This window comes from Saccharopolyspora cebuensis, from assembly GCF_039542665.1.
GTDB lineage: Bacteria > Actinomycetota > Actinomycetes > Mycobacteriales > Pseudonocardiaceae > Saccharopolyspora > Saccharopolyspora cebuensis.
This window is the reverse complement of record NZ_BAABII010000020.1, coordinates 1-21,896: the sequence shown is the minus strand read 5'-3', so window position 1 is coordinate 21,896 and position 21,896 is coordinate 1. Positions and strand designations below refer to the sequence as shown.

Below are 21,896 nucleotides of genomic sequence, written 5' to 3'. Positions count from 1 at the left end.
CCGACATCCCGGGCTCCGTGGTTACCGACTGGTAATGAGCGCTAGAGTTGCGGTTACCGGTCGGTAGCACCACAGCTCCGGCCGTCGCACATCCACCACCCGAGTGAGGAGCACGCCGTGGCCGCACCTGCGTCGGCAGCCGCCGACAGCCGCAGCCGCACCGCGGTCCGGGACGTGGTCTTCGTCGACGGCGTACGCACGCCGTTCGGCAAGGCCGGGTCCAAGGGCCAGTACGCCGACACCCGCGCCGACGACATGATCGTCAAGGTGATCCGGGAGCTGCTCCGGCGGCACCCCGAGCTGCCGCCGGAGCGGATCGACGAGGTCGCCATCGCCGCCACCACTCAGACCGGTGACCAGGGCTTGACCATCGGTCGCAGCGCCGCCCTGCTCGCGGGCCTGCCGAAGTCGGTCCCCGGCTTCGCCATCGACCGGATGTGCGCAGGCGCGATGACCGCGGTGACCACCGTCTCCAGCGGGATCGGCTTCGGCGCCTACGACGTGGCCATCGCCGGCGGCGTGGAGCACATGGGCAGGCACCCGATGGGCGAGGGCGTGGACCCCAACCCGCGGTTCGTCTCCGACCGGCTGGTCGACCCGTCCTCGCTGGTCATGGGCTCCACCGCGGAGAACCTGCACGACCGGTTCCCGCACCTGACCAAGGAGCGCACCGACGCCTACGCCGCGCTGAGCCAGCACCGCTACGACGAGGCGTTCCGGGCCGGGCGGATCGCCCCCGACCTGGTGCCGGTCGCCACCCGCTCCGAGCAGGGCTGGGGCCTGGCCACCGCCGACGAGCCGCCGCGCCCCGGCACCACCGCCGAGGCCCTGTCCGGCCTCAAGACGCCGTTCCGCCCGCACGGCCGGGTCACCCCGGGCAACGCCGCCGGGCTCAACGACGGCGCCACCGGCTGCCTGCTCGCCGACGGCGAGACCGCCGAGCAGCTCGGGCTGCCGGTCGGGATGCGCCTGGTCGGCTACTCCTTCGCCGGCGTCGAGCCGGAGGTGATGGGCGTCGGCCCGGTGCCCGCCACCGAGAAGGCGCTGCAGCGCGCCGGGCTGTCCATCGACGACATCGGCCTGTTCGAGATCAACGAGGCCTTCGCGGTGCAGGTGCTGGCCTTCCTGGACCACTTCGGCATCGCCGACGACGACCCGCGGGTCAACCCGTGGGGCGGCGCCATCGCCTGCGGTCACCCGCTGGCCTCCTCCGGCGTGCGGCTGATGACCCAGCTCTCCCGGCACTTCGCCGAGCACCCCGAGGTCCGCTACGGCATCACGACCATGTGCATCGGTTTCGGCATGGGCGGGACCGTCATCTGGGAGAACCCCCACCACCAGGCTGGAGGCGACAAGTGAGCGACGACGTCACCGCGCTGTTCCCCGACGAGGTCGTCACCCGGGCCCACACCCGCCTGGTCGACGCACCCGGTCTGCCGGGCAAGCTCGCGCTGATCACCCTGGACAACGGGCACGACCACACCCGGCCGTCCACCTTCGGCCCCGCCGGGCTGGCCAGCCTGGACGCCGCGCTCGACGAGGCGTTCGCCGCCGAGCCCGCCGCCATCGCGGTCACCGGCAAGCCGTTCGTCTTCGCCGTCGGCGCCGACCTGTCCGGCATCGGGCGCATCACCCGCCGGGAGGACGCGCTGACGATCGCCCGCACCGGGCACGACGTGTTCCGGCGGCTGACCGAGGCGACGATCCCGACCTTCGCCTTCGTCAACGGCGCGGCGATGGGCGGCGGCCTGGAACTGGCGCTGTCCTGCCACTACCGCACCGCGTCGAAGTCCGCGGGCGCGATCGCGTTCCCGGAGTGCTACCTCGGGCTGTTCCCGGGCTGGGGCGGCACCCAGCTCCTGCCGAACCTGATCGGCGCGGACGCCGCGGTCACCGTGATCATCGAGAACGCGCTGAGCCAGAACCGGACGCTCGACCCGGTCAAGGCGCACGGGCTCGGCATCTTCGACGAGCTGCTGGACAGCGCCGACTTCCTGGAGGAGTCGGTGCGCTGGGCGGTGCGCGTGGCCGGTGGTGAGCAGCAGGTGCAGCGCCCCGAGGTCGAACGCGGTGCGGCGTGGGCCGACGCGGTCCGGCGGGCGTCCGGCATCGTGGCCGCCCGCACCCAGGGCGCCTCCCCCGCCGTGACCAAGGCGGTGGAGCTCATCGAACTCGCCGAGACCGCCGATCTCGACACCGGCTACGCGGCCGAGACCGAGGCGCTGGCCGACGCGCTGATGACCGACGAGCTGCGCGCCGGCCTCTACTCCTTCGACCTCGTGCAGAAGCGCGCCAAGCGCCCCGCGGGCGCGCCGGACAAGTCGCTGGCCCGCGAGGTCGGCAAGGTGGGCGTCGTCGGCGCCGGGCTGATGGCCGGTCAGCTCGCGCTGCTGTTCGTCCGACGGCTGCAGGTGCCGGTGGTCATCACCGACGTCGACCAGGACCGGATCGACCAGGGCGTGGCCTACATCCACGGCGAGATCGACAAGCTGGCCGCCAAGGGCCGGCTCTCCCCGGACGCGGTGAACCGGCTCAAGGCGCTGGTCACCGGCTCGCTGGACAAGTCGGCCTTCGCCGACGCGGACTTCGTCATCGAGGCCGTGTTCGAGGAGATGTCGGTCAAGCAGCAGGTCTTCGGCGAGCTGGAGCAGCACGTCTCCCCGGAGGCCGTGCTGGCCACCAACACCTCCTCGCTGTCGATCGGCGAGATGGCCGCGAAGCTCGAGCACCCCGAGCGGGTGGTGGGCTTCCACTTCTTCAACCCGGTCGCGGTGCTGCCGCTGCTGGAGGTGGTGCGCGGCGAACGCACCGACGACGCGGCGCTGGCCACCGCGTTCAAGGTCGGCAAGCAGCTCAAGAAGTCCTGCGTGCTGGTCTCCGACGCCCCCGCGTTCGTGGTGAACCGGCTGCTGACGCGGTTCATGGGCGAGATCATCGCCGCGATCGACGAGGGCACGCCGTTCGACGTGGCCGACCGGGCGCTGACCCCGCTCGGGCTGCCGATGAGCCCGCTGGTGCTCCTCCAGCTCGTCGGCCCGGCCGTGGCCCAGCACGTCAACGGCACCATGCACGCCGCCTACCCGGAGCGCTTCGGGATCAGCGAGAACCTGCAGCGCTTCGTCGACGCGGGCAAGGCCGCGGTGTGGATCGACGACGGGTCCGGCAACCAGGTCGTGGACCCCGAGGTCGCGGCGATGTGGCAGCAGGGCGACGCGCCGTCGACCGAGGAGCAGGTCCGCGACCGCGCGCTGGCCGCGCTGGCCGAGGAGGCCCGGCTGATGCTCGACGAGGGCGTCGTCGCCGAGGCCCAGGACCTCGACCTGTGCATGGTCCTGGGTGCGGGCTGGCCGTTCTGGCTGGGCGGCATCACGCCGTACCTGGACCGCTCCGGCGTCGCCGAGCGCGTCACCGGCCAGCGGTTCCTGGCCCCGGGCGTGGCCTCCGTCCCGGCCTGACCCCGACCACCCGATCAGGTGGTCTTCGTTCCAGGTGAGGGGCACCTTCATCCGGCTTACTCGGATGAAGGTGCCCCTCACCCGTTCCCATCACGGCACCGATCGGGTGCCGTGGTGATCAGGGCAGGTCGGCGGCGGGCAGCTCCGCGGTGACCGCCAGTCCCCCGCCCGGGACCGGCTCGGCGCGCACCGCACCTCCGTGGGCCGCCACCGCCGCCCGCACGATCGACAACCCCAGCCCGGCGCCGGTGCGCGCGGTGCGCTGCACCCCCGCCCGCCGGAACGGTTCGAACAGCGCCTCCACCTGCTCCGGCGCCACCTCCGGGCCGGACGAGGCCACCCGCAGCACGGCCCACCGCCCGGCCTCCCGGGTCCGGACCTCGATCCAGCCGCCGTCGACGTTGTGCCGCACCGCGTTCTCCAGCAGGTTGCCCGCCACCCGCTCCAGCAGCGCGGGATCGCCCGCCGCCCACGCGGGTTCGGCGTCGCGGGCGAGCCGCAACCCGCGGTCCCGGACCTCCGGGTCCACCACCCGCAGCGCCCGGTCCAGCACCCCGACCAGGTCCACCGGTTCGCCGGAGCTCAGCCCGCCGCCCTCGGTCCTGGCCAGCAGCAGCAGCGAGGACACCAGCCGTTCGGCGCGGGCGGTGGCGTCCCGGACCACGTCGGCCATCCGGCGCAGCTCGGCGACGTCGGCGTCCGGGTCGGACAGCGTGACGTCCAGCTCGGCCCGCACCACCGCGAGCGGGGTGCGCAGCTCGTGGCTGGCGTTGGCGACGAACCGGCGCTGGGAGTCGAACGCGACCTGCAAGCGGTCCAGCATCGCGTCGAAGGTCTCGGCGAGCTCGGCGACCTCGTCGCGCGGGCCGCGCAGCGCGATCCGCTCGTCCAGCGACTCCGCCGACAGGCGCCGGGCGGAATCGGTGACCTCGTGCAGCGGGCGCAGCACCCGCCCGGTGACCGTCCAGGCCAGCAGCGCGGCCGCGAGCACCACCCCGACGAACGCGAACCCGCCGACGACCAGCACCTGCTCCCGGGCCGAGGCGCGCAACGCCTCGCCCAGCGAGCCCGCGGGCACGTCGACCCCGTGGACCCGCACCACGCTGCCCTCGGGCAGCCGGGGCACCGCCGCGACCACGTTGCCCACCAGCTCCCAGCCCAGCCACAGCAGCACCGCGCTGACCGCCGCGACCAGGCCGGTGGCCAGCAACGTGATCCGCAGCCGCAACCCGGGGCCGCGCCGGGAGATCCGGGACACTCAGCACTCCTCCCCGACAGCGGCACGCACCCGCGGCGAAGCCGTCCCGGTGCCTGCCTCCGTCCATTCCCGCCCCTCGCGCCGGGAACGAGCGCTCAGCCCTGACCGGCCGAGGGCACCCGGTACCCGGAGCCCACCACGGTCTCGATCACGCCCGGCTCCCCCAGCTTCTTGCGCAGCGTCATCACGGTGACCCGGACGGTGGTGGTGAACGGGTCGGCGTTCTCGTCCCACACCCGCTCCAGCAGCTCCTCCGAGCTCACCACCGCGCCCCCCGCGGACAGCAGCACTTCCAGCACGCCGAACTCCTTGCGGGTCAGCTCCACCTCGGCACCACCGCGGTGCACGGTGCGGCGCGCGGGATCCAGGCGCAGCTCGCGCGCGGCGAGCAGCGGGGGCTGCGCGGGCGTGGCGCGCCTGCCCAGGGCGCGGATGCGGGCCACCAGCTCGGGAAAGGCGAAGGGCTTGCCGAGGTAGTCGTCGGCGCCCAGCGACAACCCGGCGACGCGGTCCTCCACCGCGGCGCTGGCCGTCAGCATGAGGACCCGGGTCAGCTCGGCGGACGCGGCGATCTCCCGGCACAGCGCGTCCCCGGACAGACCGGGCAGATCGCGGTCCAGCACCACGACGTCGTACCGGGTGATCGTCGTCTTCTCCTGACCGCTCTCGCCGTCGTAGGCGATGTCGACGGCCATCCCGTCGCGCCGCAGCCCGCGGGCGATCGCATCGGCCAGCGGCCGTTCGTCCTCGACAACCAGGATGCGCACGGGCCCACCCTGCCACAGCCGATCACGGCACCGCGGCTGCTCCGGGGACGGGCGCGCCGACGCGTCCGCCCCCGGGCGCGGATCAGCTGCGCGCCGACCCCGGGGCCTGCTCGCCCGCGGCCAACCGGACCGGGTCCTCGGCGCGGCCGCGGTCCACCACCCACTCGGTGACCTGCCGCGCGATGTCCTGGTCGGTCAGCCCCAGCTCGGCCAGCACCTCGTCGCGGGAGGCGTGCATCAGGAAGCGGTTCGGCACGGCGAGGTCCCGCAGCGGCACGTCGACGCCCGCGTCGCGCAGCGCGGCGGCCGTCGCCCAGCCGAAGCCGCCGTGCCTCCCGCTGTCCTCCAGCGTGACGACGAGCTGGTGCCGGGACGCCAGCTCCACCACTTCGGCGGGCACCGGCGCGACCCAGCGCGGGTCGACCACGGTGACGCCGATGCCCTGGGCGGCGAGCCGGTCGGCGGTCGCCAGCCCGAGCCCGGCGAAGGCCCCCACGGCGACCAGCAGCACGTCCTCGGTCACGCCCGCGTCCGGTCGGCGCAGCACGTCGACGGACCCGGTGCGCTCCAGGGCGGGCACCTCGTCGACGACCGAGCCCTTGGGGAAGCGCAGCACCGTGGGGCCGTCGTCCACCGCGACCGCCTCCCGCAGCTCCTCCCGCAAGGTGATCGCGTCGCGCGGGGCGGCGACCCGGATTCCCGGGATCAGGCCCAGGATCGACAGGTCCCACATGCCGTTGTGGCTGGCGCCGTCGTCGCCGGTGATGCCGGAGCGGTCCAGGGTGATGGTGACGGGCTGGCGGTGCAGCGCCACGTCCATCAGCAACTGGTCGAACGCCCGGTTCAGGAAGGTCGAGTACACCGCGAACACCGGGTGCATCCCGCCCATCGCCAGCCCGGCGGCCGAGGTCATGGCGTGCTGCTCGGCGATGCCGACGTCCACGCAGCGCTCCGGGTAGGCGGCGGCGAACTTGCTCAGCCCGGTCGGCCCGAGCATCGCGGCGGTGATGGCGACGACGTCCTCCCGCTCACCGCCGATCCGCACCAGCTCCTCGGAGTACACGTCGGTCCAGCTCCGCGGCGCCGGCTTGGTGGGCATCCCGGTCTCCGGGTTGATCACCTTCACCTGGTGCATCTGCTCGGCCTGGTCGTTCTCCGCGGGGGCGAAACCGTTGCCCTTGCGGGTGACGGCATGCACGATCACCGGCCCGCCGAAGGACTTGGCCATCGACAGCGCGTGCTCCATCGCGCGCAGGTCGTGGCCGTCCACCGGGCCGAGGTACTTGATGCCGAGGTCGGAGAACATCACCTGCGGGCTGATCGCGTCCTTGATGCCGCTCTTGGCCGCGTGCAGGCCGGTGTAGAGCGAGCGGCCGACCACCGGCAGGTTGCGCAGGGTGCGGCGACCGCTCTGCAGCGCCTTCTCGTAGCTCGGGTTCAGCCGCAGCGCCGCGAGGTGCTCGGCGAGCCCGCCGATCGTCGGCGAGTACGAGCGGCCGTTGTCGTTGACCACGATGACGACCGGGCGCTCCTGGTCCGCGGCGATGTTGTTCAGCGCTTCCCAGCACATCCCGCCGGTGAGCGCGCCGTCGCCGACGACCGCCACCGCGTGCCGCGGGGTCCCGCTGATCTGGAAGGAGCGCGCCAGCCCGTCGGCGTAGGACAGCGCCGTGGAGGCGTGGCTGTTCTCCACCACGTCGTGCTCGCTCTCCTGCCGCGACGGGTAGCCGGACAACCCGTCGCGCTTGCGCAGCCGGTCGAAGCCCTCCTGCCTGCCGGTCAGGATCTTGTGCACGTACGCCTGGTGGCCGGTGTCGAAGACCACCGCATCCCGGGGCGAGTCGAACACCCGGTGCAACGCCAGGGTGAGCTCCACCGCCCCCAGGTTCGGCCCCAGGTGACCGCCTGTCTGGGAGACCTTCTCGATCAGGAACGATCTGATCTCGGCGGCCAGCTCCGCCAGCTCTCCGTGCCCCAGGCGTTTGACGTCGGCCGGACTCTGCACGGTTCCCAGCAGCGTCACCGCTCCACCTCGCTTGTCTTCGCCGGACGGTTCTCTCGCGTGTCTCGCGTCGGCTGTCCGCGGTCCTCCGCTGTGCGCGGTGGCCGTCGTGAGCCCCCCGCGCGACGCAGACCGCACCCAGTCTACGGAGCCGCCGGGAGGCGACAGGGGAAGGCGGCCCTGTAGTCGAAATCCACTCCACCGGGGGAACACACGCCGGGCCAAGATCAGCCGTACGGTCTATTGCTCCGTGCGCTCACCGGCAGCACATCCACCAGCGCCCCCGTTCCGCCGTTCGGCGGTCAGGGGCACTACCGCGCGCGACCCGCCGCTGTGCGCCAGATCACCTCATCGTGCGGTGCGGAGCGCCCACGGGCGCCAGCTCGGCACCGGGGCCCGGTCCGGGCGCTGCTCGCCCCACGGCGCGGCGTCCGGCGGCAGCGGATGCCGGTCGGCCGAGTCCAGCCGCCTGCGCACCCGCCACCAGTCCACCGCCAGCGCGGCGCCGAGCAGCGGCGCCACCACCGCGACCACCCACACCGAGGCGTGGACCGGGCGTTCCACCGCGCTGACCAGCAGCAGCGAACCGACCAGCGCCAGGAACGCCCCGGCCCACAGCCGCCAGCCGGGCAGCGCCCGCCCCGTCCGGCCGTGCCAGGTGAACGTGCCGTGCCGCACCGCCCAGGCGCGCAGCCGCCGCCAGCCGGCGGCGTCGGTGGGTCCGGTGCGCAGCGGCCAGGCGGCGGTGTGGCGGCGCCGGACCACATCGGCCACCAGGCCGGGCTCGTCGACCGGCAGCACCCACTGCTGCCCGGCCGCGACGAGCCGCACCGCGGGTCCGGCGGGCAGGTCGAGCACGGCACCGCCGGGCAGCGGCCACCGCTCCGGTTCCGCGAGCCGCCCGGGCTGGGCCAGCCGCAGCTCGGCCAGCGGCAGCGCCTGCCGGAGGTGACCGCGCCGCCGGGTGAGCACCGCGCGGTCCCGGCCGATCAGCAGCGTCCCCGCGGAGCGCAGCGGGACCGGCACCTCGTGGTCCCGCTCGGCCAGGTCGGGGCCGAGCGGCCGGGTGAGCCGTCGCGCCGCCAGGCCGGTGACCACCGGGCCGAGCACCAGCCCGGGCAGCGCCACGGGATGCGCGGTGGCGATCGCCGCGGCCACCGCCGCGAGCAGCGCCCACCCGGGCCATCGCCGCGGAGCGCGCAGGTCGGCGGTCCAGATCAGCGCGGCGACCGCGATCCAGCCCATCCCGAGGCCCAGCCGCGCACCGGTTACCCCGCCCGCCCACAGCGCCAGGCCGGGCAGCGCGACGACGCCCAGCAGCGCCAGCAGGTGCGCCACCGCGCGCCGGTGGCGCACCGCGCCGGGCGCGGGCCGCTCCGGCGGCGGGACCGGCTCGGCGGGCGGGCCTTCGGCGGCGGGACGCGGCTCGGCCATCACTCGTCGGGTTCCAGCAGCGCGATGCACTCGACGTGGTGGGTCATCGGGAAGGCGTCGAAGGCCCGCAGCTGCGCCAGCCGGTACCCGCCCTCGCGGTAGAGCCCGAGGTCGCGCGCCAGCGCGGCCGGGTCGCAGGCCACGTGGACGATCCGGCTCGGCCGCCGTTCGGTGATCCCGGCGACGACGCGGCGACCGGCACCCTTGCGCGGCGGGTCGAGCACCACCACGTCCGGGTCGTCCAGCGAACCGTCGTCGAGCACCTCCTCGACGGACCCGGCGCGGAACGACACCTGCGGCAGGTCGCGCAGGTTGCCGACCGCGTCCTCCACGGCCCGCTGCGACGATTCGACCAGGAGCACCGATCCGGCCGGTCCGGCCTGCTCGGCCAGCGGTGCGGTGAACAGCCCGACGCCGCCGTAGAGGTCCCAGGCGACCGCGCCCCGCGGCACCGCGGCCATCGCCGAAACCACCTCGGTGAAGGTCTCCGGGGCCCGCACGTGGACCTGCCAGAAGCCCTGCCCCGAGACCTCGAACGGCCGCCCGGCGGCGACCTCGCGGGCCACGCCCCCACCGCGCACCTGGCGGGCCACCGGGCGGCCCCGGCGGCGCTGCGGCTTGTGGTCGATCGCGGTGACGTGCAGCTCCCCCTCGGCGTCGGCGGCCAGCGCCAGCTCGGCACCGGGTCGCCAGTTGCGGCCGGTGACCTCGGGCACCGCGTCGGCGACGGTGATCGGGCAGTCCTCCGCCGGGATCACCCGGTGGCTGCGGTGCGCCCGGAAACCCGGTCGGCCCCGCTGGTCCACGGCCAGCCGCGCGCGGCTGCGCCAGCGCAGCGGCCCGCCGGGCAGTTCCTCGACCTCGACGGACCGCTCGATCCCCGCGATCCGCTGCAACTGCTCGGCCACCACCGCGGCCTTGAGCTCGCGCTGGGTCGCGGGATCGGCGTGCTGCCAGTCGCAGCCCCCGCAGCGGTCCTTGCCGCGCGCCATGTCCGCCAGCGGGCACGGCGGCGTCACCCGGCCGGGGGCCGGGGTGCGCACCTCGACGGCGTCGGCCCGGCAGAACCCGCCACCGCCGTCCTCGGTGACCTCGACGACGACCACCTCGCCGGGCAGCGCGTGGCGGACGAACACCACCCGCCCTTCGTACCGGGCCACGCAGTGCCCGCCGTGGGCGACCGGGCCGATCTCGACCTCCAGCCGCCTACCGGTCCAATCCGGCTTCTCGGTCAACGCCGTTCCTTGTCCTTCCCGTTCGACCCCAGGCCGCGCCGCGTCGAACCGGGCGGCACGATCGGCTTGCGCCGCCGCAACCGCTCCGAGGACACGAGCTGCCAGGGCACGCTCGTCACCATGACGCCCGGCTGGAACAGCAACCTGCTCTTGAGGCGCAACGCGCTCTGGTTGTGCAGGATCTGCTCCCACCAGCGCCCGACGACGTACTCCGGGATGAACACCGTCACCACGTCGCGGGGGCTGTCCCGGCGGATCCGCTTCACGTACTCCAGCACCGGCCGGGTGATCTCCCGGTACGGCGACTCCAGCACCTTCAGCGTCACCGGGAGATTCTCCTTGTCCCACGCCGAGACCAGCGCCCGGGTGTCCTGGTCGTCCACGTTGACCGTGATCGCCTCCAACGAGTCCGGCTTGGTGGCCCGGGCGTAGGCGATCGCGCGCATCGTCGGCAGGTGCAGCTTGGACACCAGCACCAGCGCGTGGTTGCGGGAGGGCAGGACCGCGTCGGCCTCGGATTCGCGCAGCTCCTCGGCCACCCGGTCGTAGTGCCGCCGGATGCCGGTCATCACCGCGTAGGCGGTCGCCATCGCGGCGATCGCGATCCACGCCCCGTGGGTGAACTTGGTGATCAGCACGATCAGCAGCACGATCGCGGTCATCACCAGGCCGAAGCCGTTGATCGTCTGGGCGCGGCGCATCCGGGCGCGGGCGGCCGGGTCCTGCTCGGTGCGCAGCAGCCGGTGCCAGTGCCGGATCATGCCGCTCTGGCTGAGCACGAACGACAGGAACACCCCGACGATGTAGAGCTGGATCAGCCGGGTGACCTCGGCGTCGAACGCGATCACCAGGACGCTCGCGCACACCGCGAGGAACACGATGCCGTTGGAGAACGCCAGCCGGTCGCCCCGGGTGTGGAGCTGGCGCGGCAGGAAGCGGTCCTGGGCCAGGATCGAGCCGAGCACCGGGAACCCGTTGAAGGCGGTGTTGGCGGCCAGGATCAGGATCAGGCCGGTGAAGAAGATCAGGTACCACACGCCCGGCGGGAACCCGGCGAACACCGCGTTGGCGAGCTGCGCCACCAAGGTCTTCTGCTCGTAGCCGGGCGGCGCGCCGAGGAGCTGGTGCTCGGGGTCCTCGGCGACCACCACGCCGGTGATCCGGGCCAGCGCGAGCAGGCCGAGGAACATGGTGATCGCGATCCCGCCCATCAGGGCCAGCGTGGTCGCGGCGTTGCGGGACTTCGGCTTGCGGAACGCGGGCACGCCGTTGCTGATCGACTCCACGCCGGTCAGCGCGGCGCTGCCGGAGGAGAACGCGCGCAGCACCAGGAACGCGAAGGCGACCCCGGCCACCTGGGTCTCCTCCTGCACGAGCTGGAAGTCCGCGCTCTCCGCCCGCAGCGGCCGGTCCAGCACGACGGTCTGGAACAAGCCCCACAGGATCATGCCGAGCACCCCGACCACGAACGCGTAGGTCGGGATCGCGAACCACGACCCGGACTCCCGGACGCCGCGCAGGTTGACCGCGGTGAGCAGCACGATGGCACCGACCGCGAACAGGACCTTGTGGGTGGCCACGAACGGGATGGCCGAGCCGATGTGGGCCGCCGCCGAGGAGATCGACACCGCCACCGTCAGCACGTAGTCGACCAGCAGCGCGCTGGCGGCCACCAGACCCCAGCGGCGGCCGTGGTTGACCGTCACCACCTCGTAGTCCCCGCCCCCGGAGGGGTAGGCGCGGACGTTCTGCCGGTACGAGGCGACCACCGCGATCATCACCACGGCGACCACCAGGCCGATCCACGGGCTGATCGCGTACGCCGACAGGCCGGCCGCGGACAGCACCAGGAGGATCTCCTCCGGCGCGTAGGCCACGCTGGACATCGGGTCCGACGCGAACACGGGCAGCGCGATCCGCTTCGGCAGCAGCGTCTGCGCCAGCCGATCGCTGCGGAACGGCCGCCCGACGATCAAGCGCTTCGCCGCGGTTGCGAGCTTGGACACGGCACAGAGCGTAAGGGCAACCTCCGGGGCGACGTCGTGCGCAGGAGTCCGAATCGCTCTCAGGTCACATCCCCGCCGCACCCCTGCGGACCGGAGCGCCTCACCCGGTACGGTGCACCAGCCCGCGAGCACCGAGCGCGGGCCGGCCACCGGACGGGGGCGCTCCGGGTACCGTCACGCTGATGAGGTGGTCGAACATCGACCGCCGAGCCGCCGAGGAGACTGGTGTGCACGTCGTGATCATGGGCTGCGGCCGGGTCGGGGCCTCCCTCGCCTCCGCGTTGCAGCGGCTCGATCACACCGTTGCCGTCGTGGACAAGGACGCCGCTTCCTTCCACCGGCTGAGCAGGGGGTTCACCGGGCAGCGGGTCACCGGGAACGGTTTCGACCGGGACGTGCTCGTCGAAGCCGGGATCGAGGGCGCCACCGCCTTCGCCGCCGTGAGCAACGGCGACAACTCCAACATCATCTCGGCGCGGGTGGCGCGGGAGACCTTCGGCGTCGAGCACGTGGTCGCCCGGATCTACGACCCGAAGCGGGCCGAGGTCTACCAGCGGCTGGGCATCCCGACCGTGGCCACCGTGCCGTGGACGACCGACCGGTTCCTCCGGATGCTGCTGCCCGAGGGGGTGGCGACCGACTGGCGGGAGCCCTCGGGGTCGGTCGCCGTGCTCCAGCTCCCGCTGCACGAGGGCTGGGTGGGCCGCCGGGTCGACGAGCTGGAGACCGCCACCGGCGCGCGGGTGGCGTTCCTGATGCGGTTCGGCAACGGGGTGCTGCCCGATCGGCGGACGATGATCCAGGCCGACGACACCGTCTACGTGGCCGCGCTGTCCGGCACCGTCACCGACGTCACCGCGGCGGCCCGGCGCACCCCCGAGGAGGACGACTGATGCGCGTCGCCATCGCGGGCGCCGGCGCGGTCGGCCAGTCCATCGCCCGGGAGCTGCTCGAAGGCGGGCACCGGGTGATGCTCATCGAGCGCAGCGCCCAGAACTACCAGCCGAAGGCCATCGCCGACGCCGAGTGGGTGCAGGCCGACGCCTGCGAACTGGCCTCGCTGGAGGACGCCGGGCTGGAGTCCTGCGACGTGATGATCGCGGCCACCGGCGACGACAAGGTCAACCTCGTGGTCTCGCTGCTGGCCAAGACCGAGTTCGCGGTCCGGCGGGTGGTGGCCCGGGTCAACGACCCGCGGGCCGAGTGGCTGTTCACCGAGGCGTGGGGCGTGGACGTCGCGGTGTCCACCCCGCGGATGCTCGCCGCGATGGTCGAGGAGGCCGTCAACGTCGGCGACCTGGTGCGGCTGATGACGCTGCGCCAGGGCCAGGCCAACCTCGTCGAGGTGACGCTGCCCGACCCGACCCCGCTGGCCGGGCGCCGGGTCCGCGACCTCGCGCTGCCCGCCGAGGCGGCCCTGGTGACGATCCTGCGCGGCGGCCGGGTCATCGTGCCGGAGGCCGACGACCCGCTCGAACCCGGCGACGAGATGTTGTTCGTCGCCCCGGTCGAGGCCGAGCAGCGGCTGCGCGAGGTCGTGCACGACCAGCCCGCGGGCTGAGCAACCGGCCCGGCCGGTCACCCCGCGGCGGGGCCCGGTGGACGCGGCTGCCCGGTCGGCGAGTGCGCGGTCGGCGAGTGCGCGGGCCCCGGGTGCGCGGCGCGCAGGCGTTCCTCGGCCGCGCGGTCCTCGGCCCGCTCCCGCTCGGCCTGCTCCTCGGCCACCTTGCCCGCCCGGCGGATCGCCCACACCGTCACCACGAGCGCCAGCGCGGTCAGCGGGTAGCTCATCGCGATCCGGGCGAAGGCCAGCCAGCCCGTCAGGTCGGCGTCGTAGAGCCAGCGCTGCACGATCCACTTGGCGCCGAAGACGACCACCCAGGCGAGCGTGGCGAGGTCGTAGCCGCGCATCGCCCGGGGCTGCTGCCGCCACCGGAAGCCGAGGCCGTTGAGGGCCGACCAGGCGACCCCGACCAGCGGCCAGCGCGCGATCACCGACACCAGGAAGACACCGCCGTAGACGAGGCTGGTCCAGATGCCGAGCAGGAAGAAGCCCTTGGTCTCCCCGGAGCGGTAGGCGATGAAGCAGCACACCGCCACCCCCAGGAGTCCGGAGATGGCCGGTTGCAGCGGCTCCTTGCGGATCACCCGGACCACCGCGATGAGCACGGCCGTCCCGATGGCCGTCCAGATCGCGGGCATCAGGCTGGTCAGCGAGCTGACCAGCACGAAGACCACGATCGGAACCGCGGAGTAGGCCAGGCCGCTGACCCCGCCCATCTGCTCCAGGAGGGTCTGCTCGGCCTGCTCGGGGTCGCGCTGCCCGCCGGGCTGCCCGCCCGCTGGGCCGGTCTGGTCGGTCCCGGGCTGGTCCGGGCGGTCCGCCGGCTCGTGGCCGGGCGACGTGCTGCGTTCGCTCATGCGGTGTTCTGCAACTCGTAGTAGGGGTTGTACAGCACCTTGCGGCCGTCGCGGACCGCGATGCGGCCGCGGGCCTTGATCACCCGGCCCGGTTCGATCCCGGTGATCTGGCGGCGGCCGAGCCAGACCAGCACCACCTCGTCGGTGCCGTCGTAGAGCTCGGCCTCCAGGGTCGGCGCCGAGGCCTTCGGCGACCGGCCCACGCTGCGCAGCCTGCCCAGCACCACCGCCTCCTCACCGCCCCGGCAGTCGCACGCGTGGCGGGCGCCGCCCGCTTCCGACCGCTCGGAGAGGTCGTCGGCGTCGAGCTCGGCGACGTCGCTGGTGAGGCGACGGACGAGGCGACGCCAGTAGCCGCCGGTGTTGCTCATCTCGCACTCCCGTGCGGGTCGGGGCTCGGCCTCGCAGCCCGTGCCAGTCCAGCGTAGCCCCAGTGGGGACGGTAGTCGCGGGCCCAGCGTCCTCACTCGGAAGTGCCGCACGAACGGGCCAACCGACATCCGAATTGATCACGGCACGTGGCCAACCTCACCGGATCGACCCACCCGGGTGTGCTCAGCGGCCCGCCCGCCGGGCCCGCGCCCAGGACTGGGGCCGCCGAGCCCCTCAGGCCTGCGGAGGCGCCTGCCCGCCGCCGTCCTCCTGGGCCTGGGCCTGCTGGATGTGCCGCACGATCTCCTCGGGCAGCTCGATCGGCAAGGGGGTGCGGACCGGCAGCGGCTCGTCCCCGCGCACCACCACGGTCTCGTTGAGCACCGCGTAGAGCGTCGAGGTGCACTCCGCCGCGTGGTCGGCCGGGCCGGCCGCGACACCGCGCAGCAGCCACCGCGGCCCGTCCACGCCGACGAACCGCAGCGCGGCCTTCGGCGAATCGGCGACCAGCTCCTCGCCCCAGTCGCCCTGCTCGGTGTGCACCCGCGCCCCGTCCTTGCGGAGCTGCTCGGCCAGCTCCGCGCTGACCTCCGGCCACAGTTCGCTGCTGCGCGGGGCGGCGAACGCGCTCACCGTCAGCCTGCCGACCGGGGTGACCAGGTGCACCGCGCGCACCGGTCCGGTCGGGTCGACCTCGACCTGGAGCTGTCCGCCCTCCGGGACCGGCAGGCGGACCGAACCGAGGTCGAGCCGCTCCACGTCGTCCGGCGGCGCCTCGGCGGAATCGTGCGGACCGCCTCCGGGCTCCACCGCCTCGAACGGTTCCTCGTCCTCGACGGGCTGCGCCCCGCGTCGCCGACGGCCCAATCCGAACATCCCTCAGACCTCCGTCCTGTGATCGGTCCCGCCCTCGGCCGGGACCGTCAGCACCTCGTGCCCACCGGTGGACCCGTATCCGCCGGTGCCGCGCTGCGACTCGGGCAGCTCGTCCACCTCCTGGAACACCGCGCGCTCGACCCGCTGCACCACGAGCTGGGCGATCCGGTCCCCCCGCCGCAACGCCAGCGGCTCCTCCCGATCATGGTTGATCAGGCAAACCTTGATCTCACCGCGGTACCCGGAATCGATCGTGCCCGGTGCGTTGACCATGCCCAGGCCCGCGCGCGCGGCCAGCCCCGAACGCGGGTGCACGAATCCGGCGTAGCCCTCCGGGAGGGCCAGGGCGACACCGGTGCCGACGACCGCCCGGGCACCTGGCTCCAGCACCAGGTCCGAGGTGGTCACCAGATCCGCCCCGGCATCACCGGGGGTCGCGTAGGCGGGCAGCGGGACGTCCGGGTCTAGACGGGACAGCAGGACCTTCACGTTCGACACGGGCGGCGAGACTACCCTGAAGCCGTGTCCGAAAGCGCAGAAGTCACGGCCCCCGCCGAGGCGACCCCCGGTCAGGGGACGGCGGAGGGACCTCGAGAGTTCCGGGAACGCCTGCACGCGACCTGGTGGACGTGGCCGTTGCCGGTCGTCGGTGCGGCCCTGATGGCCGCCACCGTGCACATGGGCTACCCGGGCGTGCGGGCCTGGCTGCCCTACGCCGTGCTGATCCCGTTGGCGGTGCTCGTCCCGCTGTGGCTGGGCCGGACCAAGATCGAGGTCCGGGCCGGGGAACTGCACGTCGGCGATGCCCACGTGCCGCTGCGGTTCGTCGAGCACGCCGAGCCGGTCAGCTCCGCGGGCGAGCAGCGCCGCGCCCTGGGCCCGGAACTGGACCCGGCCGCGTTCGTGGTGCACCGGCCCTGGGTGCGCACCTCGGTGCGGGTATGGCTGAACGACGCCGACGACCCGACCCCGTACTGGGTGGTCAGCACCCGCCGGCCCGCGGAGCTCGCCGACGTCCTCACCCGGTGAACCGGGCCGGAAAAGACAACTGGGCACACGCGCCCGCGTGTGCCCAGCGACTTCCCGGCCGCTGCCGCCCGGTGGCCGCACGGGCCGCCCGCCGTCGACGGGCGGTCACCTCACGCGGCGCAGTCGCGGCAGACGAGCCGCCCGCTGCGCTCTTCGGCCAGCCTGCTCCGGTGGTGCACCAGGAAGCAGCTCGAGCAGGTGAACTCGTCGGCCTGCTTGGGCAGGACCTTGACGGTCATCTCCTCGCCGGACAGGTCGGCGCCCGGGAGCTCGAAGTTCTCCGCGATAGCCCCCTCGTCCTCGTCGACGACGCCGGATTGCGCATCGTTGCGCCGCGCCTTCAGCTCCTCCAGCGAGTCTTCGGCCAGATCCTCGGACTCGCGGCGTGGAGCGTCGTAGTCGGTCGCCATCGTTTTTCACCCCTGCGTGTGTGGAGATTGCAATGGTGTGCCGCTGGTCAACGTTCCAGGACCCGGATTTGTGCCCGCGGGCACGAGTGATCGTGGTCTCGCCCTGGAACGCGGTAGTTCCCCCGTTTGCGAGCGACTCGCCTCATCCGGCACTCCCTGAGGCGCCGAGAGGGTAGCTCATCCGTCCACCGGATACCCACCGGGTCACCCGTACGTGTGGCACGTGCGGCAGCCTGGAAGGCTCGTGCCCGCCGGTCCGGGTTACCCGGCTCCCATCCGGTTGCCCCGCCACGCGCCTCGTGATGCGGTGAACCGGCCGGTTCTCGCCGGTCCGCAGCGCCGGACGGCGGTTCCGGCACGGCCGGGTACCAGTACCGACACGACCGGCCGTCCGGCACCGCGCGGCGACCGGGCAGCGCCTACGCTGATCTAGGGACGAGCGGAACCCGGTGCGCACACGGGTCGGATCATCCAGGGAGGGCCAAGACGTGTCTGCGGTGAGTGCAAGGTGGGGACGGCGCGGCCCACGGTACCGCCGACGGCGGCCGGTGCCCGCCCTCGTGCTGCTCGCCACGCTCGTGGTGGCCTCCGTGCTGCTGTGGACGCAGGTGTTCGGCGCGGTCGAGGACATCGAGACCGCGACGACCTGCAACCCGCCCGGCGCGCCGACCGCGCCGCCGGCCCCCGGCGAGGAGCCGACCCAGCCCGCCGCGCTCGGCCAGATGCTGCCCCGCAAGGCCCTCGACGACGCCCACCCGATCCCGCCCGCGGACGTCCAGGTGCGGGTGCTCAACGGCAACGGGGAGAGCAACCAGGCGACGCTGGTGAGCAGCGAGCTCAGCAACCTCGGCTTCGCCAAGGGCGGTGACGCCGCCAACGACCCGGTGTACGTCAACTACGACCTCGACTGCCACGGGCAGATCCGCTTCGGCGGCGCCGGGGTGAGCGCGGCGCGCACGCTGAGCCTGGTCGTGCCGTGCGCCCAGCTCGTGCGGGACGACCGCGAGGGGGCGAGCGTCGACCTGGCCCTGGGTGCCCGCTTCGACGACATCAAGACCACCCAGGAGGCCAAGCAGGTGCTCCAGGAGCTGGAGAACTGGGTTCCCGAGCGCGATGAGGCCGACGCGGCCCAGCGGGAGGTCACGCCACCGCGGATCAGCGACGAGCTGATGACCAAGGCCCGCGACGTGCACTGCTGAGGCCGCACCGACGATGAGGCGGGCTCCGGGGTTCCGCACCCCGGAGCCCGCCTCATCGTGCGGGCGACCGCCCCGGCGGAGCGGCGCCACCCGCGCTCAGACGCCGCCGGCGTCCGCGGCCTGTAGCACCTCGGTCAGCTCCCGGTTGACGCCCGGTGCGGCGCACACCAGCATCCCGTCGCCGAGGCCGTCGGCGAAGTCGGGGCCCGGCAGCCGCAGCGCGGCACCCGCCTCGGCGGCGACGAGCGCGCCGGCGGCCCAGTCCCATCGGTTCAGGCCCACCTCGTAGAAGCCGTCCAGCCATCCCGCCGCGACCGCGCACAGGTCCAGCGAGGCCACGCCGCTGCGGCGGAGGTCGCGCACCTGCCCGAGCAGCCGGGCGACCACCGCGGCCTGGGCGGACCGGCGCTCGGCGGCGTAGGCGAACCCGGTGCCGATCAGCGCGAGGTCGAGCCGCTGCGCGCCGGTGACCCGCAGCGGCTGCCCGTCGACGAGGGCTCCGCGCCCGGCCGCCGCGCTCCACGTCCGCCCGGTCGCCGGTTCGACCACCGCGCCCGCCACCGAACGGCCGTCGATCTGGGCGGCCAGCGACACCGAGTACCACGGGTAGCCGTAGAGGTAGTTGACGGTGCCGTCGATCGGGTCGACGACCCAGCGCAGGCCTTCGAGGGCCGCGGCCCCGCCCTCCTCCTCGCCGAGCACCGACTCGCCCGGGCGCAGTGCGGCGAGCCGTTCCCGCACCAGCCGCTCGACCGCGCGGTCGCCCTGGGTCACCACATCGGTCTCGGTGCTCTTGGTGTCCACCGCACGCCCGGTGACCGACTCGGCACGCACGGTGCGCGCGAGGTCGGCCGCCTCCCCGGCGATCCGCACCGCGACCTCGCGCAACGTTTCCACATCGACTTCATTTCCGGATCCCACACGCACATCGCAACACAACGCGGTTAAGGTCTGCACACCTTGGTCTGAATCGAAAAGGAAGGGTCAGCCATGGGTAGTGCCCGCGGTTTCGGCGTCGACATCGGCGGTTCCGGCATCAAGGGATGCCCCGTCGACATCGACGGGGGCGTTCTCGCCGAAGAGAGGATGCGCGTGCCCACACCGCAGCCCTCGACGCCCGATGCGGTGGCCGACGTGGTCGCCGAGATCGTCGAGAAGTTCTCCTGGACCGGACCGGTGGGCGTCACCCTGCCGTGCGTCGTCAAGGACGGTGAGGCCCGCACGGCGGCCAACGTCGACAAGGGGTGGATCGGCACCGACGCGCAGGCGCTGTTCGCCGAGCGCCTCGGCCTGCGGCGGGACGAGGTCGTGGTGCTCAACGACGCCGACGCGGCGGGCATCGCCGAGATGCGCTCCGGCGCGGGCGCCGGGCACCGGGGCCTGGTCGTGGTGCTGACCTTCGGCACCGGGATCGGCAGCGCGATGTTCGTCGACGGCGCGCTGGTGCCCAACACCGAGTTCGGGCACATCGAGGTCGACGGGAAGGACGCCGAGACCGAGGCCGCGGCATCGGTCAAGGACACCCTGGACCTGTCGTACCCCGAATGGGCGCCCCGGGTGAGCCGGTACGTGCGCGCGCTGGAGCGGTTCCTGTGGCCGGACCTGCTCATCGCGGGTGGCGGGGTGAGCAAGAAGGCTCACAAGTGGATCCCGCTGCTCGACACGCGCACCCCGGTCGTGGCGGCCGAGCTGAAGAACGACGCGGGGATCGTCGGGGCCGCCACGGCCGCCGCCACCAGCCTCAACGGCTGAATTCCCCCGGGGCTAGCACACCGGAACGGGTGCGGAGTCCGCCTTGCAGCGGAACCGCACTCGCTCAACGCAGTTACAATGGAACACGGCCCACTTGAGCCGACACCTCCACCTGGGAGCCGACCAGCGGTTCTCTCGAGTTCGCGGGGGGTTTCGACGGGTGGGTTGTCCCCGACCTTTGGCGGCCGAGGTTTCGCGCCCTCCGGCCTGCCCTGATCGACCGTCGCGAAAGGGCGTACGTGGCAGCCGCAGAAACCGCAACCCGACGCTCCAGCTCCGCTGCTACCACTGGCGGTGCCCAGTCCCCGTCGGCCCAGACCGACGCGGCGCAGGCCGCCTCCGGCGCGGAGCAGGCCGAAGCCGTCGAGTCGAACACACCGACGACCGCTCCCCAGAGCACCGCCAAGAGCACGGCCGGCACGAAGTCGACCGCCCGCAAGGCCGCGCCGAAGACGACGGCCAAGAAGGGCGCCAAGTCGGCTCCGGCGAAGAAGCCGGCCAAGGCCGCCAAGGGCAACGGCGAGAGCCTGGAGATCGACGAACCGATCGAGACCGACCTGACCTCTCCTGACGTCGGCGACCTCGCCGACGTCGAGGTGGAGATCCCGGAGGAGCCGGTCCCGGACGAGGAGAGCAAGGAGTCCGGCGACTTCGTCTGGGACGAGGAGGAGTCCGAGGCCCTCCGCCAGGCGCGCAAGGACGCCGAGCTCACCGCCTCCGCGGACTCGGTGCGGGCGTACCTGAAGCAGATCGGCAAGGTCGCCCTGCTCAACGCCGAGGAGGAGGTCGAGCTCGCCAAGCGGATCGAGGCCGGTCTCTACGCCGCGGAGCGGGTGCGCCAGGTCGAGGAGGCCGGTGAGCAGCTCACCACGCAGATGCGGCGCGACCTGCGCTGGATCGTGCGCGACGGCGAGCGCGCCAAGAACCACCTGCTCGAGGCCAACCTCCGCCTGGTGGTCAGCCTGGCCAAGCGCTACACGGGCCGCGGCATGGCGTTCCTGGACCTGATCCAGGAGGGCAACCTCGGCCTCATCCGCGCGGTGGAGAAGTTCGACTACACCAAGGGCTACAAGTTCTCCACCTACGCGACCTGGTGGATCCGGCAGGCCATCACCAGGGCGATGGCGGACCAGGCGCGGACCATCCGTATACCGGTCCACATGGTCGAGGTGATCAACAAGCTCGGCCGCATCCAGCGCGAGCTGCTCCAGGACCTGGGCCGCGAGCCCACGCCCGAGGAGCTCGCCAAGGAGATGGACATCACCCCGGAGAAGGTGCTGGAGATCCAGCAGTACGCCCGGGAGCCGATCTCGCTGGACCAGACCATCGGCGACGAGGGCGACAGCCAGCTCGGCGACTTCATCGAGGACTCCGAGGCGGTCGTCGCGGTCGACGCCGTGTCGTTCACGCTGCTGCAGGACCAGCTCCAGTCGGTGCTCGCCACGCTCTCCGAGCGCGAGGCCGGTGTGGTCCGCCTCCGGTTCGGCCTCACCGACGGCCAGCCGCGGACGCTGGACGAGATCGGGCAGGTCTACGGGGTCACCCGGGAGCGCATCCGGCAGATCGAGTCGAAGACCATGTCGAAGCTGCGCCACCCGTCCCGGTCCCAGGTGCTGCGCGACTACCTGGACTGAGGCGGAGCTCCGCCGAAGGGGGCTGCCGTCGACCCGCGGGTCGACG

20 protein-coding genes are annotated in these 21,896 nt (G+C 73.3%); 8 read left to right on the top strand and 12 right to left on the bottom strand.

From position 1 onward, the window contains the following. Window positions 1-117 precede the first annotated feature (117 nt). Both ABD976_RS26740 and ABD976_RS26735 read left to right on the top strand, forming a co-directional pair. Window positions 118-1,359, top strand: a complete 1,242-nt coding sequence (locus ABD976_RS26740; protein WP_345367848.1) for a thiolase family protein — start codon at window positions 118-120, stop codon at window positions 1,357-1,359. Continuing rightward, complete coding sequence (locus ABD976_RS26735) at window positions 1,356-3,455, top strand: 3-hydroxyacyl-CoA dehydrogenase NAD-binding domain-containing protein (RefSeq protein ID WP_345367847.1); 2,100 nt, start codon at window positions 1,356-1,358, stop codon at window positions 3,453-3,455. Before ABD976_RS26740 ends, ABD976_RS26735 begins: the two co-directional genes overlap by 4 nt. A 118-nt stretch (window positions 3,456-3,573) precedes the next feature. On the opposite strand, the gene ABD976_RS26730 is transcribed toward ABD976_RS26735, so the two are convergent. From ABD976_RS26730 to ABD976_RS26705, 6 genes are all read right to left on the bottom strand, one after another. Further along, window positions 3,574-4,713: a sensor histidine kinase gene (locus ABD976_RS26730; RefSeq protein WP_369774577.1), complete on the bottom strand. Its 1,140-nt coding sequence runs from the start codon at window positions 4,711-4,713 to the stop codon at window positions 3,574-3,576. A 95-nt stretch (window positions 4,714-4,808) separates the two neighbouring features. Next, window positions 4,809-5,480 (bottom strand): response regulator transcription factor, encoded by a 672-nt coding sequence (locus tag ABD976_RS26725; RefSeq protein WP_345367846.1) that lies wholly within the window; start codon window positions 5,478-5,480, stop codon window positions 4,809-4,811. An 82-nt stretch (window positions 5,481-5,562) separates the two neighbouring features. Further along, entirely contained in the window at window positions 5,563-7,503 is a 1,941-nt protein-coding gene (dxs, locus tag ABD976_RS26720; RefSeq protein ID WP_345367845.1) for a 1-deoxy-D-xylulose-5-phosphate synthase, read from the bottom strand. A 327-nt stretch (window positions 7,504-7,830) separates the two neighbouring features. Then, window positions 7,831-8,916, bottom strand: a complete 1,086-nt coding sequence (locus ABD976_RS26715) for a hypothetical protein (RefSeq protein WP_345367844.1) — start codon at window positions 8,914-8,916, stop codon at window positions 7,831-7,833. Then, window positions 8,916-10,151 carry a class I SAM-dependent RNA methyltransferase gene (locus ABD976_RS26710; protein ID WP_345367843.1) on the bottom strand — a complete coding sequence of 412 codons (1,236 nt, stop codon included), beginning with the start codon at window positions 10,149-10,151 and terminating at the stop codon, window positions 8,916-8,918. The genes ABD976_RS26715 and ABD976_RS26710 overlap by 1 nt, the downstream gene beginning before the upstream one ends. Further along, window positions 10,148-12,157: an APC family permease gene (locus ABD976_RS26705; RefSeq protein WP_345367842.1), complete on the bottom strand. Its 2,010-nt coding sequence runs from the start codon at window positions 12,155-12,157 to the stop codon at window positions 10,148-10,150. The genes ABD976_RS26710 and ABD976_RS26705 overlap by 4 nt, the downstream gene beginning before the upstream one ends. Before the next feature lie 227 nt (window positions 12,158-12,384). Between ABD976_RS26705 and ABD976_RS26700 the strand changes: the two genes are divergently transcribed. Beyond that, window positions 12,385-13,050, top strand: a complete 666-nt coding sequence (locus ABD976_RS26700) for a potassium channel family protein (RefSeq protein ID WP_345368027.1) — start codon at window positions 12,385-12,387, stop codon at window positions 13,048-13,050. Beyond that, window positions 13,050-13,718: a potassium channel family protein gene (locus ABD976_RS26695; protein ID WP_345367841.1), complete on the top strand. Its 669-nt coding sequence runs from the start codon at window positions 13,050-13,052 to the stop codon at window positions 13,716-13,718. Before ABD976_RS26700 ends, ABD976_RS26695 begins: the two co-directional genes overlap by 1 nt. Before the next feature lie 17 nt (window positions 13,719-13,735). On the opposite strand, the gene ABD976_RS26690 is transcribed toward ABD976_RS26695, so the two are convergent. The 4 genes from ABD976_RS26690 to dut all read right to left on the bottom strand — a co-directional run bounded on the left by ABD976_RS26690 (window position 13,736) and on the right by dut (window position 16,324). Further along, on the bottom strand, window positions 13,736-14,578 hold the full coding sequence (locus ABD976_RS26690) for a DUF3159 domain-containing protein (protein WP_425570127.1): 843 nt from the start codon (window positions 14,576-14,578) through the stop codon (window positions 13,736-13,738). Continuing rightward, window positions 14,575-14,949: an OB-fold nucleic acid binding domain-containing protein gene (locus tag ABD976_RS26685; protein ID WP_345367840.1), complete on the bottom strand. Its 375-nt coding sequence runs from the start codon at window positions 14,947-14,949 to the stop codon at window positions 14,575-14,577. The genes ABD976_RS26690 and ABD976_RS26685 overlap by 4 nt, the downstream gene beginning before the upstream one ends. A 235-nt stretch (window positions 14,950-15,184) precedes the next feature. Beyond that, window positions 15,185-15,826: a DUF3710 domain-containing protein gene (locus ABD976_RS26680; protein WP_345367839.1), complete on the bottom strand. Its 642-nt coding sequence runs from the start codon at window positions 15,824-15,826 to the stop codon at window positions 15,185-15,187. 3 nt (window positions 15,827-15,829) lie between these two features. After that, window positions 15,830-16,324 carry a dUTP diphosphatase gene (gene dut, locus ABD976_RS26675; RefSeq protein WP_345367838.1) on the bottom strand — a complete coding sequence of 165 codons (495 nt, stop codon included), beginning with the start codon at window positions 16,322-16,324 and terminating at the stop codon, window positions 15,830-15,832. Between the two features lie 24 nt (window positions 16,325-16,348). Here dut and ABD976_RS26670 point away from each other — a divergent pair, with 24 nt between their 5' ends. Next, a complete protein-coding gene (locus tag ABD976_RS26670; RefSeq protein WP_345367837.1) occupies window positions 16,349-16,855 on the top strand; it encodes a DUF3093 domain-containing protein in 507 nt (168 codons plus the stop codon). Between the two features lie 110 nt (window positions 16,856-16,965). On the opposite strand, the gene ABD976_RS26665 is transcribed toward ABD976_RS26670, so the two are convergent. Continuing rightward, window positions 16,966-17,265, bottom strand: coding sequence for a DUF4193 domain-containing protein (locus ABD976_RS26665; RefSeq protein WP_345367836.1), 300 nt, complete (start codon window positions 17,263-17,265; stop codon window positions 16,966-16,968). A gap of 449 nt (window positions 17,266-17,714) precedes the next feature. On the opposite strand from ABD976_RS26665, the gene cei reads away from it, so the two are divergent. After that, the gene (cei, locus tag ABD976_RS26660; RefSeq protein WP_345367835.1) at window positions 17,715-18,464 is read left to right on the top strand and encodes an envelope integrity protein Cei; all 750 of its coding nucleotides are present in this window, start codon (window positions 17,715-17,717) and stop codon (window positions 18,462-18,464) included. 96 nt (window positions 18,465-18,560) lie between these two features. On the opposite strand, the gene ABD976_RS26655 is transcribed toward cei, so the two are convergent. Continuing rightward, window positions 18,561-19,361: an inositol monophosphatase family protein gene (locus ABD976_RS26655; RefSeq protein ID WP_345367834.1), complete on the bottom strand. Its 801-nt coding sequence runs from the start codon at window positions 19,359-19,361 to the stop codon at window positions 18,561-18,563. Between the two features lie 93 nt (window positions 19,362-19,454). Here ABD976_RS26655 and ppgK point away from each other — a divergent pair, with 93 nt between their 5' ends. Together ppgK and ABD976_RS26645 are read left to right on the top strand one after the other, a co-directional pair. Continuing rightward, a complete protein-coding gene (gene ppgK / locus ABD976_RS26650; RefSeq protein ID WP_345367833.1) occupies window positions 19,455-20,216 on the top strand; it encodes a polyphosphate--glucose phosphotransferase in 762 nt (253 codons plus the stop codon). A gap of 239 nt (window positions 20,217-20,455) precedes the next feature. Further along, a complete protein-coding gene (locus ABD976_RS26645) occupies window positions 20,456-21,850 on the top strand; it encodes an RNA polymerase sigma factor (protein ID WP_345367832.1) in 1,395 nt (464 codons plus the stop codon). The last annotated feature ends 46 nt before the right edge of the window (window positions 21,851-21,896 follow it).